Raw genomic sequence first — 16,713 nt, 5'->3', positions numbered from 1 at the left:
GCGTGGGAGTCTTTGCCCATGACCCTCGCCCGCCAGGTCGCCCGCGTCACGCGGACGGCGTTCCTGGTGGTGGCCGTCGCGGCCCTGATCAACATGGCGATGCTCGCCTACCTCAACCTCCACCTCGACGCCGAGGAGGTGCGCGCCACCGACGCGGGGCGCGAGCTGCGGCTGGCGCACCTGGCCATGCTCGACCAGGAGACCGGGCTCCGCGCCTTCCTCATCACCGGCGACGCAGAGTCCCTGGCGCCGTACCTCGAGGGCCGCAACGTGGTCGTGCAGCACCTCGCAGCGGCCCGTGACCTCCTCACCGACAACGACGAGCTGCTCGGGCTCATCGACGTCCAGGACGAGCGCCGCCGCGCCTGGACCTCGCAGTGGGCCAACCGGGCCGTGCAGGTCGGCGGGTCCATCTCCTCCTCGGGGGTGAGCCCCTACAAACGAGAGTTCGTGACCGAGGGCCGGCTGCTGTTCGACGACTACCGTGCGGCCCACGACGACGTCGAGGTCGCAGCCAACGTCCTGCGCGAGGACACCGAGGCGGAGCGGGGCCGGGTCGTGAAGGGCGCCCTGGCGCTCCAGGTGGTGCTCCTGTGCGCCGGGCTGCTGATCGTGGGGCGGCAGCTCAGGAGCCTGCGTGGCGCCATCCTCGAGCCGGTCCAGGGGTTGCTGGGCACGATCAGCGAGCTGCGCGACGGGAACCTCTCGGCCCGCAGCCGACCCCAGGGGCCGGCCGAGCTGCGCGCCGTGGGTGACGGCCTGGACGAGCTCGCCGAGGCGCTCGGCACCGAGCGCGCCGGCACCGAACGACGCGCGCAGCAGCTGCGCGAGGCCCGACGTGAGGCCGAGGACGCCAACGCGGCCAAGTCCGCCTTCCTGGCCACCATGTCCCACGAGATCCGCACGCCCATGAACGCCGTCGTCGGGATGACCGGGCTGCTGCTGGACAGTCCGCTCACCGACGAGCAGCGCGAGTTCGCCGAGACCGTGCGCCAGAGCGGCGATGCGCTGCTGACAATCATCAACGACGTGCTGGACTTCTCGAAGATCGAGTCCGGGCAGCTCGAGCTCGAGCACCAGGCGTTCGTCCTGCGCGACTGCGTCGAGAGCTCGCTGGACCTCGTGGCCGCGCAGGCGACCGCGAAGGGGCTCGACCTGGTCGCCCAGATCGACCTCGAGGTGCCGCCGGTGGTCGAGGGCGACGTCACCCGACTGCGCCAGGTCCTGGTCAACCTGCTCGGCAACGCCGTCAAGTTCACCGAGCAGGGCGAGATCCTCGTGTCGGTGACCGCGGAATCGGCCGGGCCAGACGGACGTCCCGTGCTCTCGTTCGCAGTGCGCGACAGCGGGATCGGGATCCCCGCGGACCGGATGGACCGGCTCTTCCGCTCCTTCAGCCAGGTCGACAGCAGCACCACCCGCACGCACGGCGGCACCGGACTCGGGCTGGCGATCAGCCTGCGCCTCGCCGAGGCGATGGGTGGCCGGCTCGACGTCAGCAGCGAGGTCGGCACCGGCTCGACGTTCACCCTGGTCGCGCCGTTCACGCCGGGCCACGAGCTCGAGGACCGGGTCCGCATCGCGCCCGCGCAGCTGCCCGGCAAGCGCGCCCTGATCGTCGACGACAACCCCACCAACCGGCGCATCCTGCGGGCCCAGCTGGAGGCGTGGGGGATGTCGGTCGACGACGACGGCCTGCCGCTCGAGGCCCTCGACCGCGTGCGTGGCGCCGACGCGGCGTACGACGTGGCGATCTTGGACATGCACATGCCCGACATGGACGGCGCCGAGCTCGCCGTGACGCTCCGCGCCCTCCCGGGCTGGGAGCAGATCCCGCTGGTCCTGCTCACGTCTCTGGGAGACCGGATCACCCTCGCGGAGGTGCCCGACCTGGTGCACCTCACCAAGCCGGTCAAGGCCGCTGCCCTGCGGGCGGTCGTGGCCCGCGCCCTGGGCTCCACCGAGCCCGAGCACCGCGCGACCGAACGCCCCGAACGGGTGGGGCGGCTGCGGATCCTGCTCGCCGAGGACAACGCGGTCAACCAGAAGGTCGCCGTCCTCATGCTCGAGCGACTGGGTCAGCGTCCGGTCGTCGTGAGCGACGGCGCCGAGGCGGTCGAGGCACTCAGGAACGCGGCGTACGACCTGGTGCTGATGGACGTGCAGATGCCCGTGATGGACGGCCTCGAGGCGACCCGCAGGATCCGGGCCGACCTGCCGGCCGACCGCCAGCCGCGGATCGTGGCGATGACCGCCAACGCCCTGGTCGAGGACCGTGAGGCCAGCCTCGCGGCGGGCATGGACGACCACCTGGCCAAGCCCGTGCGCGCCGAGGAGCTGGCCGACGTGCTGGCCCGCGTGACCACCCGCGCTTCCGCGGCGCCGCCCGCCGCGCCCGCGCTCACACCTGCACCCGGCGGGCCGGCGGTCGACCCGGCGGCGCTCGACGCGCTGACCCGCCACCTCGGGGCGAACGGTCCCGGGTTCCGCGACACGCTCGTCTCCGCATGGCGCCGCGAGTCGCGGCACCTCCTGGAGCAGCTGGACAGCGGCGCGGCCTCCGGCGACCGGGAGGCGGTCGGCGGGGTCGCGCACAGCCTGCGGTCGTCGAGCGCGTCGCTGGGCGCGCTCGCGCTCGCCGCCCTGTGCGCGTCGGTCGACGACGCCGTACGCGCGGACGAGCCCCTCGACCTGATGGTCACCGCCTCCCTCATCCACCTCGAGGTGGCGCGCGCCGACGAGGCCTTCACCGACCTCGGCTGAGCCCGCAGCCGAGCGCCCAGCAGAATGGGGCCATGTCGTTCCACAGGTTTGTCGCACTGGGTGACTCCTTCACCGAGGGGGTCGGCGATCCCGACCACACCCGACCCAACGGGCTGCGCGGCTGGGCCGACCGCGTCGCCGAGGTGCTGTCCGAGCAGAACGACGACTTCGGCTACGCCAACCTCGCGATCCGCGGCCGCAAGATGGCCGGTGTGCTCGACGAGCAGGTCGCGCCGGCCCTCGCGCTCGAGCCCGACCTGGTCACCGTCTACGCCGGCGCCAACGACATCCTGCGCCCCAAGGTCGACCTCGACACCCTGGTCGGGCGGTACGACGAAGCGCTCGGCCGCCTCGCGGCCACCGGCGCCCGGCTGCTCGTGTTCACGGCCTTCGACCCGGGCGGCTCGGCGACGTACAGGATGCTTCGTGGTCGCTTCGCGCTCTACAACGAGCTGGTCCGCGAGAGCGGCGACCGGCACGGGGCGTCGATCGTCGACTTCTGGCGACTGCGGGAGTACCGCGACTGGCGGCTGTGGGACGACGACCGGATGCACATGGGGCCGGCCGGTCACCAGCGGATGGCGATCGAGGTCCTCGACGTCCTGGGCGTCGACCACGGCCTGGAGCCGCTGCCCCTGCGCGACCTCACGGTCGCCGGGCGCCGCGAGCAGCTGCGCGAGCACGCGACCTGGGTGCGCGGGTCCGCGGCGCCGTGGGTGCACCGCCGCCTCACCGGTCGGTCGTCCGGCGACACCGTCTCGCCCCGCCACCCGACCCTCGGGCGGGTGGGCCCCGGCGGCGTGGACGCGTCGATATAGTCTGACGCCGACCCGGTACACCGGGCCGTGCGGACGTAGCTCAGTTGGTAGAGCGCGACCTTCCCAAGGTCGATGTCGCGAGTTCGAATCTCGTCGTCCGCTCCAGCTCTCACGTCGGGACCTCCGACCCTTCCCATTGTCGAACCCTCGGCGGACGATCGCCCTGAGGGAAGGGTGTCGCCATGCATGCTCTACGACTCAACGGCTGGAAGTCCGAGGCGGTCCTGGAGGACGTGCCGGTCCCCGAGCCCGGCCCCGGCCAGGTGCTCGTCCAGGTGGGTGGCGCGGGCGCGTGCCACTCCGACCTCCACCTGATGCACGACTTCGAGGACGGACTGCTGCCCTGGCACCTGCCGTTCACCCTCGGCCACGAGAACGCCGGCTGGGTGCACACGCTGGGCACCGGCGTGACCGGCCCGGAGCCCGGGCAGCCGGTGGCGGTCGTCGGAGCCTGGGGCTGCGGCGCCTGCGCGCGCTGCCGGGTCGGCTTCGAGACCTACTGCGAGGACCCCGCCAACGCCCCCGTCCCCGCCGGAGGCGGCGGGCTCGGCCTGGACGGCGGGATGGCGGAGTACCTGCTGGTGCCGGCCGCGCGCTTCCTGGTGCCGCTGCCCGACGGCCTGGATCCCGTGCACGCCGCGCCGCTGACCGACGCCGGCCTCACGCCGTACCACGCGATCAAGCGCTCGCTGCCCAAGCTGACCCCGGACGCGACCGCGGTCGTGATCGGCGTGGGCGGGCTCGGCCACCTCGCCGTGCAGCTCCTCAAGGCAGTCTGCGCGGCCCAGGTGATCGCGGTCGACCCGCGCGCTGAGGCCAGGCAGCTCGCCGATGAGGCGGGGGCCGACCTGAGCCTGTCGCCGGACGCCGACACCGCGGCGACGATCCGCCAGGCGGCGCACGGCCGGGGAGCCGACGTGGTGCTCGACTTCGTCGGGTCCGAGGCGACCATGCAGACCGGCCTGGCCGCGACCCGGATGCTCGGCGACTTCACCCTGGTCGGGATCGCGGGTGGCAGCGTGCCGTTCTCGTTCTTCAGCCAGGCCTACGAGGTGAGCCTGCAGACGACCTACTGGGGCACCCGTGGCGAGCTGGTCGAGGTTCTCGACCTGGCTGCGCGCGGGCTGCTCCGGCCCGACATCACGCGCTTCTCGCTGGCCGACGCGCCTGAGGCCTACCGACGGCTCGCGGCCGGCGAGGTCGCGGGGCGCGCCGTGGTCGTGCCGCGCGACGCCTACCGGGCCTGACCTCGAGGGGGCGGGCGGCGCCTCCGTAGGGTGGGCACCGTGGAGTTCACTGGCTTTCCCGTCGCGGCCTTCGACTTCTACGACGACCTCGAGGTCGACAACACCAAGTCGTACTGGGCCGCGCACAAGGCCGTCTACGAGCAGGCCGTGCTCACCCCGATGCAGGGGCTGACCGCCGCGCTGGAGCCGGAGTTCGGTGCGGCCAAGATCTTCCGGCCCTACCGCGACGTGCGCTTCGCGAAGGACAAGACGCCGTACAAGACGCACCAGGGCGCGTTTGTCGCGGCCGGTCCCGCCACCGGCTGGTACGTCGAGATCGCCCCGCAGGGCATGCGCGTCGGCGCCGGCTACTACGAGGCCGCCGGGCCGCGACTGGCCGCCGTACGAGACGCGGTGGCCGACGACAAGACCGGACCGGCCCTGAAGCGCATCCTCACCAAGCTCGAGAAGGACGGCTTCGAGATCAGCGGCGAGCGGCTCAAGACCACTCCGCGCGGCTACGACGCCGACCACCCGCGCATCGACCTGCTGCGCCACAAGCAGCTCCTGGCCGGCAAGCCCTACGGCTTCGCGGACTTCATCCACACCGCCGAGCTGGTCGACCACGTGCGCACTGACTGGCGCGCACTCAAGCCCCTCGTCTCCTGGCTCGAGCGCGCCTTCGCCGCCGCTGAGTAGGTCAGGCCTTGGTGAAGCTGGCCATGGTGCGGTCGGGCTCCCAGTAGGCCTTCATGGAGGCGACGGTGCCGTCGTCATTGACGACGTAGACCATGATCAGGTCGGTGGTGGTGTGGCTGCCGTCGGGGAACGTCGTACGGATCGAGCCGATGTTGGCGCAGGTGTTGCTGCCGGGGTTGGCGAACGAGTCGGTGATGGTGAACTCGAAGGTCTCGATCGGCGCGATCGCTGCGTCCCAGAAGGCCGAGATGCCCTCGTGGCCGCGGTGGCCCTTGCCCTCGGCGTCGAACATCGAGGGGCCGACCGGGTCCTCGAGGACGGCATCGGCGGCGTAGACCGTCAGCCACTCGGCCAGGTCCCCCTTGGCGACCGCTGAGTAGGACCGCTGCGACGCGGCGCGGGCGGGGTGGGGGTCGTTGGGGGCGTTCCAGATGATGGCGTCCGACGTGATCATGGAGGCATCGTAGGACGGAACTGGAACACGTTCTAGATCTCCGAGGCTTCCGGCGCCGGCCACCGTGCGTTCACCGCACGCTCGGACCGCCCTCGCCGGAGACTGTCACCGTGACGGCATGGCCAAGCGCAAGGCTTTCCTGCACGTCGGGCTGGACGACCACTCCGGCAACTTCCTCGACGCCGCTCTGGAGCGGCACCAGCACGCGCTCGCGGCGCTCGGCGTACGCCGCCCCGGCGCGACCGAGGAGATGTTCCGGGCGGCGATCGAGATCCGGCGCGAGCACCGCGCCTGGGGTTTCCGCCGCGCCGAGGTGGAGGGCGCCTGGGCGCAGATCTGCCGGCGCGGCTACAAGGGCAACGACACGCTGGTCTTCAGCCAGCCTCTGCTCGCGGACTCGACCCCCGACCAGATCGCGCTGCTGCTCGACGGACTGCGCGGCTTCAAGGTGCACGTCCTCATGACCGTGGCCGCCCCCGACACCTGGACCGAGCCCGACCTCGACCTGGGCGCCCTCCTCGACCGGTGGGCGACCGCCCTGGGCAAGACCGAGCGGCTCCACGTGCTCGTCGCCCCGGCCGACCGCAGCCGCCGCACGATCTGGAAGGCCTTCGGCCGGGTCGTGGGCTTCGGCACCGCGTCGCTGCCGCTGGACGGCGTCGGCAAGCCGGCCGTGCCCCGGCCGCCGCGGCTGGTGTCGACGGAGCGGTACGACGCCCTGCGCGACCTCGGCCGCCGGTGGGCCTGCCAGCTGGCCAGCCGCGAGCTCGACGTCCACGGCGACCTTTCCGACCTCGTCCCCGAGGCGATGGAGGTCCCGGACCCGGTCACGCTGGTGACGTCCACCGACGCGGCGCTCGCCGAGGCGCTGCGTACGGTCGACCGGCTCGCGCGCCGCAACGACACCCTGGAGACCAGGCTGGTCGGGCTCGAGCGCAAGCGCCGGTTCAAGCGGGGTGCGGACGACCCGTCGGTCGCCTGACGTGGGGCGGCTGGCCCGGGAGTACGAGCGAAGCGAGTACTCCCGATGGAGGACGAAGTCCTCCACTCAGTGAGGCTGCCAGGCGTCTTCGTCGGCGGTGCGCGTGGTGACCGCCTTGGGGAGCTTGCCGTCGGCGAGCTGCTGGATGGAGACCGCCTCGAAGACGTCGCGCAGCGATCGGCGGGCGGCGATCCACACGTGCTGGAGCACCTCGGCCGAGGCGTTGTAGCTGACCGCCTCGGGGCGCAGGCCGTAGACGGAGACCAGCGGGCCGTCGACAGCGCGGATCACGTCGGCCACCGACACGTCGGCCGCGGGCCGACCCATCCGCCAGCCACCGGACTGGCCGCGCTGCGACATCACGATTCCGGAGCGGCGTAGGTCGGCCAGGATCGCCTGGAGGAAGCCGTGAGGGATCTCCTGGAGCTTGCCCAGCTCCTCGGCGCTGACCGCGCGACCGTCGACGCGCGAAGCCATCTCGATCAGCGCGCGGAGGGCGTAGTCGGACTTGGCGGAGACTCGCATGAAGCAAGTGTGTCAGATGTCTCGACTCAGTTACTGGACCAAGGCCCTGACCATCGCTGGCTTGCGCGCCGCTGAACCCCTGCCTATCATTATGTTACCGACCAGTAGCAATCCGCTGCCGCGCGCGTCGATGAATCCTCAAGACACAGAAACGGTGGGTTCCGTGAGCCACTACAAGAGCAACCTTCGCGACATCGAGTTCAACCTCTTCGAGATGCTGGGGCGCGACGAGGTCCTGGGCACCGGCCCGTTCGCCGAGGTCGACAGCGAGACCGCTCGCTCGATCCTCGCCGAGGTCGACCGCCTCTCCCGCGAGGAGCTCGCGGCGTCGTACGAGGACAGCGACCGCAACCCGCCGGTGTTCGACCCCAAGACCGGCAAGGCCGACATCCCCGAGTCGTTCAAGAAGAGCTACCAGGCCTGGATGGACTCCGAGTGGTGGCGCCTGCAGGTCTTCGAGGAGCTCGGCGGCCAGCCCGCCCCCTCGAGCCTGGTGTGGGCGCTCGGCGAGATGGTGCTCGGCGCCAACGCCCCCGTGTGGATGTACGCCGCCGGCCCGGCATTCGCCAACGTCGTCTACCGCAACGGCAACGAGCGCGACAAGCAGATCGCCCAGATCATGGTCGACCGTCAGTGGGGCTGCACGATGGTCCTGACCGAGCCCGACGCGGGCTCCGACGTCGGCGCCGGTCGCGCCAAGGCCACGCTCAACGACGACGGCTCGTGGAACATCGAGGGCGTCAAGCGCTTCATCACCTCGGCCGAGCACGACATGAGCGAGAACATCATGCACCTGGTGCTCGCCCGCCCCGTCGGCATCGACGGCGTCGGCGGCCCTGGCACCAAGGGCCTCAGCCTGTTCCTGGTCCCGCAGTACCACTTCGACCACCAGACCGGCGAGCTCACCGGCGAGCGCAACGGCGCCTACGTCACCAACGTCGAGCACAAGATGGGCATCAAGGTCTCCAACACCTGCGAGGTCACCTTCGGTGACTCCTCGGTCTACGGCGGGGAGCCGGCCCAGGGCTGGCTGCTCGGCGAGGTCCACAACGGCATCGCGCAGATGTTCCAGGTGATCGAGAACGCCCGGATGATGGTCGGCTCCAAGGCCATCGCCACGCTCTCGACCGGCTACCTCAACGCCCTCGACTACGCCAAGGAGCGCCAGCAGGGCGCCGACCTCACTCAGTCGGGCGACAAGACCGCCCCGCGGGTCACGATCACGCACCACCCCGACGTACGCCGCTCGCTGATGACGCAGAAGTCGTTCGCCGAGGCCATGCGGTCGCTGGTGCTCTACACCGCGTCCTGGCAGGACAAGGTGATGCTGGCCGAGCACGCCGGCGAGCGCGACGAGCTGGCCGAGAAGGTCAACGACCTGCTGCTGCCGATCGTCAAGGGCTACGGCTCGGAGCGCTCGTGGGTCCTGCTCGGCACGGAGTCGCTGCAGACCTTCGGCGGCTCGGGCTTCCTGTCCGAGTACCCGATCGAGCAGTACGTCCGCGATGCCAAGATCGACACCCTCTACGAGGGCACGACCGCGATCCAGGGCCAGGACTTCTTCTTCCGCAAGATCGTCAAGGACCAGGGCAAGGCGCTCGGCCACCTCGCCGGCGAGATCGAGGGCTTCATCAAGTCCGAGGCCGGCAACGGTCGGCTCAAGGTCGAGCGGGACCTGCTGGCCCAGGCCCTCGAGGACGCCAACGCCATCGTCGGTCACATGATCAACGACCTGATGTCGGCCGAGGGCGAGATCCGCAACATCTACAAGGTGGGCCTCAACACGACCCGCCTGCTGATGGCCCTGGGTGACGTCGTGTGTGCCTGGCTGCTGCTGCGAGGTGCCGAGGTGGCCCTCGAGAAGCTCGCCGGTGATCCCGGCAAGGACAAGGCGTTCTACGAGGGCAAGGTCGCGGCGGCGCAGTTCTTCGCGCAGACCAACCTGCCCCGGCTCAGCGCCGAGCGCGCCATCGCGGAGGCCACCGACCTCTCGCTGATGGACCTCGACGAAGCCGCTTTCTGATCCACCCACGGTTGACCCGCCCGAAACTTTCGGGCGGGTCAACGTGCATTTCGGGGTGCCCTAGGTTCGGGGCGTGCTGCACTCGCTCCTGACCGGTCTGGCGACCGGCCTGACCCTGATCGTCGCGATCGGCGCACAGAACGCGTTCGTGCTGCGGCAGGGCCTCGTGCGTCAGTACGTCGGTCCGGTCGTCGCGGTCTGCGCGGTCTCGGACCTGGTACTGATCCTGGCCGGGGTGAGCGGCATCGGGACCGTGGTGGAGCAGGCGCCGTGGGTGCTCGACGTCGTGCGCTGGCTCGGCGTCGCCTTCCTCACCTGGTACGGACTCTCGTCCCTGCTGCGGGCCCGGCGTCCGCAGCCGCTCGAGGCCGCGCGGGCCGGGGCGCCGACCCTGCGCCGAGCGGTCGGGACCGCCGTCGCCCTCACCTGGCTCAACCCGCACGTCTACCTCGACACCGTGCTGCTGCTCGGCTCGATCGCGACCGCGGAGGGCGACGGGCGCTGGTGGTTCGCGGTCGGCGCCTGCGCCGCCAGCCTGCTGTGGTTCACCACGCTCGGCTACGGGGCCCGCTTCGCGCAGCGGCTCTTCGCCACCGCCGGGGCGTGGCGCGTGCTCGACGTACTCATCGGGCTCACCATGCTGGGGATCGCGCTCAACCTGGCCCTAGGGTGACGTGGAATGACTCCGTCATTCCATTGGGAGTGCTCGCTGCGCTCGCACTCCCTCCTCGGACGGTCGAGCAGCGCCAGTGATCTTCACTAGGGTGGCTGACATGAGCGACCAGGAGCGTCTTGCCGGCTACATCGAGGTCTGGTGGGAGGCGATCAACGACTTCACCACGTTGCTCGAGCAGCTGACCCCCGAGCAGTGGGCGACGCCCACCGACCTTCCGGGGTGGGACGTCCGCGCCTGCGCCTCCCACGTCGCGCACCTCGAGGGCATCCTCGCCGGTGGCCCCGAGGAGACCGCCGAGGTCGGCGAGCCGGCCCACGTCACCGGCTTCATGGGGCTCTACACCGAGATCGGGGTCGTCAACCGGCGCGACAGCAGCCCCGACGCGATCATCAACGAGATCCGCGAGGCGACCACCGCGCGCCACACCAGGCTCCTGGCCGACCCGCCGACCGATGCCAAGGCCAAGCCCGAGGTGATCTTCGGCGGTGTCCCGTGGACCTGGGAGGTGCTGCTGCGCAACCGGCCGCTCGACGTGTGGATGCACGAGCAGGACGTACGCCGCGCGGTCGGCCTCCCCGGCGGCATGGACACCGTCCCGGCCAAGCACACGGCGGAGTACCTCGCCGAGAGCCTCGGCTTCGTGCTGGCCAAGAAGGTCGGCGCCGACCCGGGCACCACCCTGGTCCTCGAGATGGCCGGCAGCAACCCGTTCGCGTTCACGGTCAACGACGCCGGCCGCGGGGAGCGTCTCAGCGAGGTGCCGACCGAGCCGACGGTCCGGCTGCGGATGGACCGGCCGACGTTCGTGGTGCTGGCCGGCGGCCGCTCCCCGGTCGAGCCGGGAGTGGTGAGCATCGAGGGCGACCGAGCCGTCGGACAGCGGGTCGTCGACGCGATGGCGACGACCCCGTGAGCGACTGGCGGCTGGACGCCGTACCCGACCAGAGCGGGCGCACCATCCTGGTCACCGGCACCACGGTCGGGGGCCTCGGCCACCACACCGCGCTCGAGCTGGCCCGCCGCGGCGCCCGGGTGATCCTGGCCGGCCGCACCGAGAGCAAGATCGCCGAGACCGACGAGGCGATCCACGGAGAGGTTCCCGACGCCGAGCTCGAGCGGCTCACCGTCGACGTCTCCGACCTGGCGTCCGTACGTCGGGCCGCTGGCGACGCGGCCGCCTTCGCCCGATCGACGTACTCATCAACAACGCCGGCGTCATGGGCACGCCCTACTCCCGCACCGCCGACGGTCTCGAGCTCCAGCTCGCGACCAACCACTTCGGCCCGTTCCTGCTGACCGGGCTGCTGCTCCCGCAGCTCGCCGCCAGCGGCGACGCGCGGGTGGTGGCGGTGTCGTCGCAGTTCCACCGCTATGCCAAGGGCGCGCCGCTGGGCGACCCGAAGGCGCAGCAGGGCAGGTACTCCAAGTGGCCCACCTACGGCGCGACCAAGCTCGCCAACCTGCTCTTCACCTACGAGCTCGACCGCCGGGCGCGCGAGGCGGGTCTGCCGCTGAAGGCGCTGGCCGCCCACCCCGGCTTCGCCGGCACGCACCTGGCCGCCAACGGCCAGTACGGCCGGTCCTCCGGTGGCACCGCGTCGATCCTCGACGCCGCGATCCGGGCCGTGTCGCAGTCGGCGGCGGCCGGCGCGTGGCCGAGCCTGATGGCCGCGACCGCTGACCTGCCGGGTGGCACCTACTGCGGACCGAGCGGCCTGGCCCAGATGGCCGGGGCGCCGCAGATCGTCACCAGCGGCAAGGCCTCCTACGACCGGATCGCGCAGCGACGGCTGTGGGAGATCAGCGAGCGGACCACCGGCATCGACTACCCCTAGGCCTTCCCCGGCGGGGCCGCGCAGTGGCACACTCCCCCCACGGTTGTCTGGGCCGCACCGCTCCCCCGCACGAACGGGATCGCCCATGCCCGACCGACCTGCACCACTGGCCCGCATCGACGCCGGGCTCGCGACCCTGCTCTCGCTGGCGGCCGCGCTCGCCATCGCCCTGCGCCAGCTCGACGGGCTGGTCGGTCAGGTGCTCCAGGACGGCACCCGCTGGACCCCGACCGACCTGACCGGCCTGCACTGGCCCGAGACCGCGCACGAGGGTTGGCGCTTCCTCTTCGGGCCGGCCGACGCCGCGGAGCACCGCCTCGACGCCTGGCTCACCGGCTACGTCTTCCTGGACGTGGCCTTCGCCCTGACCTACGGGGCGCTCCTGATGCGGTGGGTCGTCCACGAGCTCGCGCGGGCCACGACGTTCGGGCGCGCCTGGGCGGCGGTCGCCTCCGGGGCCGCCGCCGTGGTCGCGGTCGCCGCGGACCTGACCGAGGGGGTCCTGATCCTCGGGCGCTGGGAGACCCCGCTGCCGTTCGCGTCCTACGTGAAGTGGGCCGGCCTCGCGGTCGCGGTCCTCGTCCTCGTCGTCATGCGGGGACGGGACCTGGTCTCCGGGCTCCGGCTCGGGGCCGGGGCGTTCTACACGCATCGCTACTCAGCCATCATCGTGCTGCCGCTGGCACTGCTGGGGCTGGTGGCCGGGCCGGACATCGTCGAGCAGGTCCCGGACATCCAGCGTCGCTGGGTCGACGACGGGCCCTGGCACGTGGTCGCCGCGGCGTTCGTCACGGCGGTGCTGGCGGGCGCGACGTTCGTCGTCGGGCGGCAGCGCACCGACCACCTCTGGCGTCGTACGACGGTCGAGCTGCCGGAGGAGGCCGACCCCCTGTCGCCCCTGCTCCTGTGGTTCGCGGGGCCGGTCGTCCTGCTCGTCGCCGGCGTGGCCGTGCAGGTCGGTGGAGGTGAGGTGGCGTGGCGGCGTGCAGGCGGCTTCGCCGCGATCCCGATCCTCGTCGGCTTCTGCTCCTGGGTCAGGCGCGTGCGCTCCAGCGGGTCGGCGGCCCGGCGCCCCACACGGCCGAAGGTGACAGCCGACCGGTTCCGGGCGGCCTCCCTGGTGGGCGATGTGCTGCCGGGTGTGCTGCTCGTGGTCACCGGGCTCGGGGCGATCCGGTCGTTCACCGCGGTCGTCGCGCTCGGCGACGACCGATGGCAGGCGCTCGCGCTCATGCTCATCGGCGTCGTCACCGTGGCGGTCACCTGGCCCCTGTACGGGTGGTGCCTCGGGCGGCTCGCGGATGCCGCCGACCGCAACGCGGCGACGGTGCTCCTGACGCCTGGCATCGACTCCCCAGCACGCAGCCGCACCTCGCGCAGCGCGAGCCTGGCCAGCCTCAAGCAGCACCCCGTCAGCTGGCTGGCACTCGCCCTGAGCACCCTGGCCGGGCTGCTCCTCGCGTTGCTGCCGGGCTGGGCCGCCGCCGGACTCGGCGTGATCGCCACCTTCCAGCTGGCCCTCGGCTCGCTCAGCATCCTGATCGCGTCGGTCGTCGTCATCACCCAGCGTCCGGGTGCCCCCGAGGCGTTCTGGTTCACCCCGCGCACCCTCGCCTTCACACCCACCACGTCACTGGTGGTCCTGGCCTGCCTCGCGACGGCCGTCGCGGGCACCGGCGACGACGTGCACCCGGTGCGCGACGGCCCCAACGACGCCGGGATCGGGGTACGCGCCGGGGTGCCCGTGCTCCTCGACCAGTGGCTGGCCGCCGACCCGGACGGCGTCTGCGAGACCGAGCTCGAAGGCCAGCGGGTCCGACCGCTCGTGATGTACGCCGCCGAGGGCGGCGGGATCCGGGCGGCGTACTGGACCGCGTCCGGGGTCGACCAGATCGCCGCCCTCACCCCCGGGCCCGAGGTCTGCGGTGGCGCGTTCGTCTCGTCCGGGGCGTCCGGCGGGGCGCTGGGCCTGGCCATCGCCTCGGTGCGCGACCCCGGGGATGCCCGCGAGGCGGTGCGGCAGATCAGTGGACCGGACGGGCTGACCGAGGCGGTCACCGGGATGGTGCTGCGCGACACGATCTTCGCCGCCACCGGGATCGGGCTGCCGTCCTTCGGAGCGGAGGGACGCGACGACGCGACGTGGGCCGACCGTGCGGCGCTGATCGAGGAGTCCTGGGAGGAGCAGATCCCGGAGCTGCGAGAGCCGTGGCTGCAGGCCCGGGGGTCGTGGAGCTGGGGCATCACCGGGCCGTTGGTGCTCAACTCGACCTCCTCGACCACAGGCTGCCGCGCGCTCGTGAGCCAGGTCGCGCTGGGGGAGATGACGAGATCCGGCTGCGGTGAGCCGACGGACGTCGCCGGCAGCTCCGACCTGGTCGCGTGCACCGGGCAGCTGTATACCTCGACCGCGGCCCTGCTGGCGTCCCGCTTCCCGTTCGTCACCCCCGCGGGGTCCGAGGAGTGCGCCGGCGTCGACCAGCAGTACGTCGACGGCGGGTACGCCGAGAACACCGGGATCGGCACCCTGGTGGACCTCGCGCCACAGGTCCTGCCCTGGGTGCGCGCCCACAACGACTGCGTCCTGATGGCCGGACCGGACTGCGGTGCCCGGCCGACGACCCTGGTCGTGCCGCTGCTCGTCTACTTCGACAACGGCAGCGGCTCCGACCTGGCCGCCCCCACGCCAGAGCCGGCGCTCGAGGTGCTGGTGCCGGTCGCCACCGCGCTGAAGGCCAAGAAGTCGCTGTACTCCACCGACTCACAGCTCCAGCGGGCGACCGCGGCGCTGGCCACCGACCAGCTGTGGAGCGTGGACGGCTCCGACCTCGTGTCCCGCGTCGACGAGTGGCGGGCGCACTCGGTGTTCGTGGTCTACCAGGCGACCAGCCCCGGGATCGCCGGCCCGCTCGGCTGGGTGCTGTCCACGGCGAGCCAGCGACCGATGGACGACGCCCTCGCGGACCAGCGGCTGGTCGCCAAGCTCAGCTACGGCAACATCGACGAGCTGGTCCGGACGCTGGACCCAGGTCGGTGACTCCGCGACCGAAGTCGGGTCACCGTCGACCCTGGGCCGACAAGCCGCGGGTCACTCACGGTCGCGGATCCGGACCAGGCCGGCGAGGGTGGCGACGTACGCCGAGCCGTCGGGGGCCAGCGTCACCGCGGAGTAGTGGTTGTTGAACAGCGTGCCGAGACCGGTGCGCACCGAGAACTCCGTGCGGCCGGTGCGGGCGCTGATCGCCGTGAAGTACCAGGCGTTGACGCCCAGCCAGCTCTTGCGCTTGGTGTAGGCGTAGACCAGGCCGGTCTCCAGCGACACCTTGGCGACCGACGTCGGCGCCACCTGCTCGGAGGTCCAGACGAGCTCGCACTCCCCGCCGGCGACGTCGACGCGGGCGAACCCACCCGGGGTGGCCCTGCCGAACATGGTGCTCAGCGGGCCGCCGTATCCGTAGTTGTTCTCGACGATGACGCCGTCGCCCACGGACACCAGGGAGTTGTCGGTCGCGCTGGCACCGTCACCGAAGACCGCGCGCTGGCAGACCAGGCTGCCGTCGCCGGTCTCGTAGAACTGCACGTTCATCCGGGGCTCGGCGTTGTCGGTGATCGCGACCAGGCCGCCGGGCATCAGGGTCGGCGTCGTACCGCTGCCGCGGCTGAGCTGCCCGGGCTTGGTGTCGGTGCCGCGGTCGTAGGTGGTGCGCCACGTGACCGCGGGACGCCCCGCGGCGTCGACGCCGAGCTTGTAGAGCGCGTTGACCGTGACGACATAGACGCCGCCGTCGGCGCCGACCGAGAAGGAGTTGGCGATCTCCTCACCGAGGTCCAGCACCGTCGCCCGGCCCGTGCCGGGGTCGACGAAGCCGACCCGGCCGTCCTCGGTCTCGTACCAGATCCGGCCGCCCCAGTCGGGCATCAGCGCGATCAGGCAGTCGTCCTCGGGCACCTGCTCGGTGAGGTCGTACGACGTCTGGATGGTGAGGTCCGGCTCCCCCTCGCCGTCGGCGGTGGTGATCGCGACGATGCTGCGCTCGGTGGTGGCGGTGACCGCACGGTCCTGGTCGTCGAGGAAGAAGTAGGAGCCGCCGCAGAGGTTCTCCCAGGGCTTCTTGCCGTTGCCGTTGTCGCGGCGGCCGGGCAGCTCGAGGGTGGCCTGGGCGCGCATCGACTCGGGGTCGAGCACGTGGATCACCGGCCCGGAGATGTTGCCGCACAGGGCGATCAGCCGGTCGCGGGAGTCGAAGGCGAGCGTCGCGCACTCCTCGAGGCCGTACCAGGCGGTGTCGACCCGGGGCGACTCCCCGAGCGGGCCGGGCCCGGCGTACGCGTCGGACGCCCAGCCGTCGTTGTGCATGGAGCTGTTGCCGTTGGAGGCGAGCCGTGGGTGCTGCGGGATGCGCAGGTCGATCGGGTCTGGCGTGGCCGGGCTGCCGACGTAGCCCGGCGTCACCAGCGCGCCCGGTCCCGGGGGGATCGGCAGGTAGCCGTCGGGGACCAGGACCACGACGCCGACCAGGACGACGACGGTGGCCGCCCAGATGGCCACCACCCGGCGGGTCGGGCGCAGCCAACGGCGTACGCGCGGGAAGCCGAGCGCCACCAGAGCGGCGAGCAGCACCAGCGGACCGAGGGCCCAGATCAGCAACACCACTCCGAGCAGGGCGGCCGTGCGCTGGAACTTCACAGGGAAGTTCTACCGGTTGCGGCTC

The 16,713-nt window shown here is 71.9% G+C and carries 14 protein-coding genes and 1 tRNA gene; 12 read left to right on the top strand and 3 right to left on the bottom strand.

From position 1 onward, the window contains the following. The first annotated feature begins 18 nt into the window (after nt 1–18). From BLR90_RS12100 to BLR90_RS12080, 5 genes are all read left to right on the top strand, one after another. On the top strand, nt 19–2,763 hold the full coding sequence (locus BLR90_RS12100) for a hybrid sensor histidine kinase/response regulator (RefSeq protein ID WP_091025463.1): 2,745 nt from the start codon (nt 19–21) through the stop codon (nt 2,761–2,763). 32 nt (nt 2,764–2,795) lie between these two features. Further along, the gene (locus BLR90_RS12095) at nt 2,796–3,581 is read left to right on the top strand and encodes an SGNH/GDSL hydrolase family protein (protein WP_091025462.1); all 786 of its coding nucleotides are present in this window, start codon (nt 2,796–2,798) and stop codon (nt 3,579–3,581) included. 29 nt (nt 3,582–3,610) lie between these two features. Further along, a tRNA-Gly gene (locus BLR90_RS12090) sits at nt 3,611–3,686 on the top strand. A 77-nt stretch (nt 3,687–3,763) separates the two neighbouring features. Continuing rightward, on the top strand, nt 3,764–4,828 hold the full coding sequence (locus BLR90_RS12085; protein ID WP_091025461.1) for an NAD(P)-dependent alcohol dehydrogenase: 1,065 nt from the start codon (nt 3,764–3,766) through the stop codon (nt 4,826–4,828). Between the two features lie 39 nt (nt 4,829–4,867). After that, the gene (locus BLR90_RS12080) at nt 4,868–5,506 is read left to right on the top strand and encodes a DUF2461 domain-containing protein (RefSeq protein ID WP_091025573.1); all 639 of its coding nucleotides are present in this window, start codon (nt 4,868–4,870) and stop codon (nt 5,504–5,506) included. Between the two features lies 1 nt (nt 5,507). Here the strand turns inward: BLR90_RS12080 and BLR90_RS12075 are convergent, their stop codons facing one another. Continuing rightward, nucleotides 5,508–5,960: a nuclear transport factor 2 family protein gene (locus tag BLR90_RS12075; RefSeq protein ID WP_091025460.1), complete on the bottom strand. Its 453-nt coding sequence runs from the start codon at nt 5,958–5,960 to the stop codon at nt 5,508–5,510. A gap of 118 nt (nt 5,961–6,078) precedes the next feature. Between BLR90_RS12075 and BLR90_RS12070 the strand changes: the two genes are divergently transcribed. Then, on the top strand, nt 6,079–6,942 hold the full coding sequence (locus BLR90_RS12070) for a hypothetical protein (RefSeq protein ID WP_091025459.1): 864 nt from the start codon (nt 6,079–6,081) through the stop codon (nt 6,940–6,942). Nucleotides 6,943–7,008: 66 nt separating this feature from the next. On the opposite strand, the gene BLR90_RS12065 is transcribed toward BLR90_RS12070, so the two are convergent. Beyond that, on the bottom strand, nt 7,009–7,467 hold the full coding sequence (locus tag BLR90_RS12065) for an RrF2 family transcriptional regulator (RefSeq protein WP_091025458.1): 459 nt from the start codon (nt 7,465–7,467) through the stop codon (nt 7,009–7,011). A gap of 163 nt (nt 7,468–7,630) precedes the next feature. Between BLR90_RS12065 and BLR90_RS12060 the strand changes: the two genes are divergently transcribed. The 6 genes from BLR90_RS12060 (at nt 7,631) to BLR90_RS12040 (ending at nt 15,038) form a co-directional block, all read left to right on the top strand. Then, nucleotides 7,631–9,490 carry an acyl-CoA dehydrogenase gene (locus BLR90_RS12060; protein WP_091025457.1) on the top strand — a complete coding sequence of 620 codons (1,860 nt, stop codon included), beginning with the start codon at nt 7,631–7,633 and terminating at the stop codon, nt 9,488–9,490. A gap of 73 nt (nt 9,491–9,563) precedes the next feature. Beyond that, entirely contained in the window at nt 9,564–10,163 is a 600-nt protein-coding gene (locus BLR90_RS12055; protein ID WP_218029410.1) for a LysE/ArgO family amino acid transporter, read from the top strand. Nucleotides 10,164–10,263: 100 nt separating this feature from the next. Then, entirely contained in the window at nt 10,264–11,079 is an 816-nt protein-coding gene (locus tag BLR90_RS12050) for a maleylpyruvate isomerase family mycothiol-dependent enzyme (protein ID WP_091025456.1), read from the top strand. Continuing rightward, nucleotides 11,076–11,462 carry an SDR family NAD(P)-dependent oxidoreductase gene (locus BLR90_RS21720; protein WP_342706586.1) on the top strand — a complete coding sequence of 129 codons (387 nt, stop codon included), beginning with the start codon at nt 11,076–11,078 and terminating at the stop codon, nt 11,460–11,462. The genes BLR90_RS12050 and BLR90_RS21720 overlap by 4 nt, the downstream gene beginning before the upstream one ends. Next, the gene (locus BLR90_RS12045) at nt 11,384–12,001 is read left to right on the top strand and encodes an SDR family NAD(P)-dependent oxidoreductase (RefSeq protein WP_342706585.1); all 618 of its coding nucleotides are present in this window, start codon (nt 11,384–11,386) and stop codon (nt 11,999–12,001) included. The genes BLR90_RS21720 and BLR90_RS12045 overlap by 79 nt, the downstream gene beginning before the upstream one ends. A gap of 85 nt (nt 12,002–12,086) precedes the next feature. Then, nucleotides 12,087–15,038, top strand: coding sequence for a hypothetical protein (locus tag BLR90_RS12040; protein ID WP_091025455.1), 2,952 nt, complete (start codon nt 12,087–12,089; stop codon nt 15,036–15,038). A gap of 51 nt (nt 15,039–15,089) precedes the next feature. Here BLR90_RS12040 and BLR90_RS12035 read toward each other — a convergent pair whose 3' ends face one another. Continuing rightward, the gene (locus BLR90_RS12035) at nt 15,090–16,688 is read right to left on the bottom strand and encodes a PQQ-binding-like beta-propeller repeat protein (RefSeq protein ID WP_091025454.1); all 1,599 of its coding nucleotides are present in this window, start codon (nt 16,686–16,688) and stop codon (nt 15,090–15,092) included. Nucleotides 16,689–16,713 lie beyond the last annotated feature (25 nt).

This window comes from Nocardioides szechwanensis (assembly GCF_900103935.1).
Taxonomy (GTDB): Bacteria; Actinomycetota; Actinomycetes; order Propionibacteriales; family Nocardioidaceae; genus Nocardioides; species Nocardioides szechwanensis.
Note: the sequence above shows the minus strand (reverse complement) of the source record. Positions and strands in the feature narration are given on the sequence as shown.

What these genes read in the sequence shown, in the direction of transcription:
- BLR90_RS12075 (WP_091025460.1), bottom strand. Translation starts at nt 5,960, where the DNA reads ATGATCACGTCGGACGCCATCATCTGGAACGCCCCCAACGACCCCCAC.
- BLR90_RS12095 (WP_091025462.1), top strand. Translation starts at nt 2,796, where the DNA reads ATGTCGTTCCACAGGTTTGTCGCACTGGGTGACTCCTTCACCGAGGGG.
- BLR90_RS12100 (WP_091025463.1), top strand. Translation starts at nt 19, where the DNA reads ATGACCCTCGCCCGCCAGGTCGCCCGCGTCACGCGGACGGCGTTCCTG.
- BLR90_RS12045 (WP_342706585.1), top strand. Translation starts at nt 11,384, where the DNA reads ATGGGCACGCCCTACTCCCGCACCGCCGACGGTCTCGAGCTCCAGCTC.
- BLR90_RS12070 (WP_091025459.1), top strand. Translation starts at nt 6,079, where the DNA reads ATGGCCAAGCGCAAGGCTTTCCTGCACGTCGGGCTGGACGACCACTCC.
- BLR90_RS12085 (WP_091025461.1), top strand. Translation starts at nt 3,764, where the DNA reads ATGCATGCTCTACGACTCAACGGCTGGAAGTCCGAGGCGGTCCTGGAG.
- BLR90_RS12050 (WP_091025456.1), top strand. Translation starts at nt 10,264, where the DNA reads ATGAGCGACCAGGAGCGTCTTGCCGGCTACATCGAGGTCTGGTGGGAG.
- BLR90_RS12040 (WP_091025455.1), top strand. Translation starts at nt 12,087, where the DNA reads ATGCCCGACCGACCTGCACCACTGGCCCGCATCGACGCCGGGCTCGCG.
- BLR90_RS12065 (WP_091025458.1), bottom strand. Translation starts at nt 7,467, where the DNA reads ATGCGAGTCTCCGCCAAGTCCGACTACGCCCTCCGCGCGCTGATCGAG.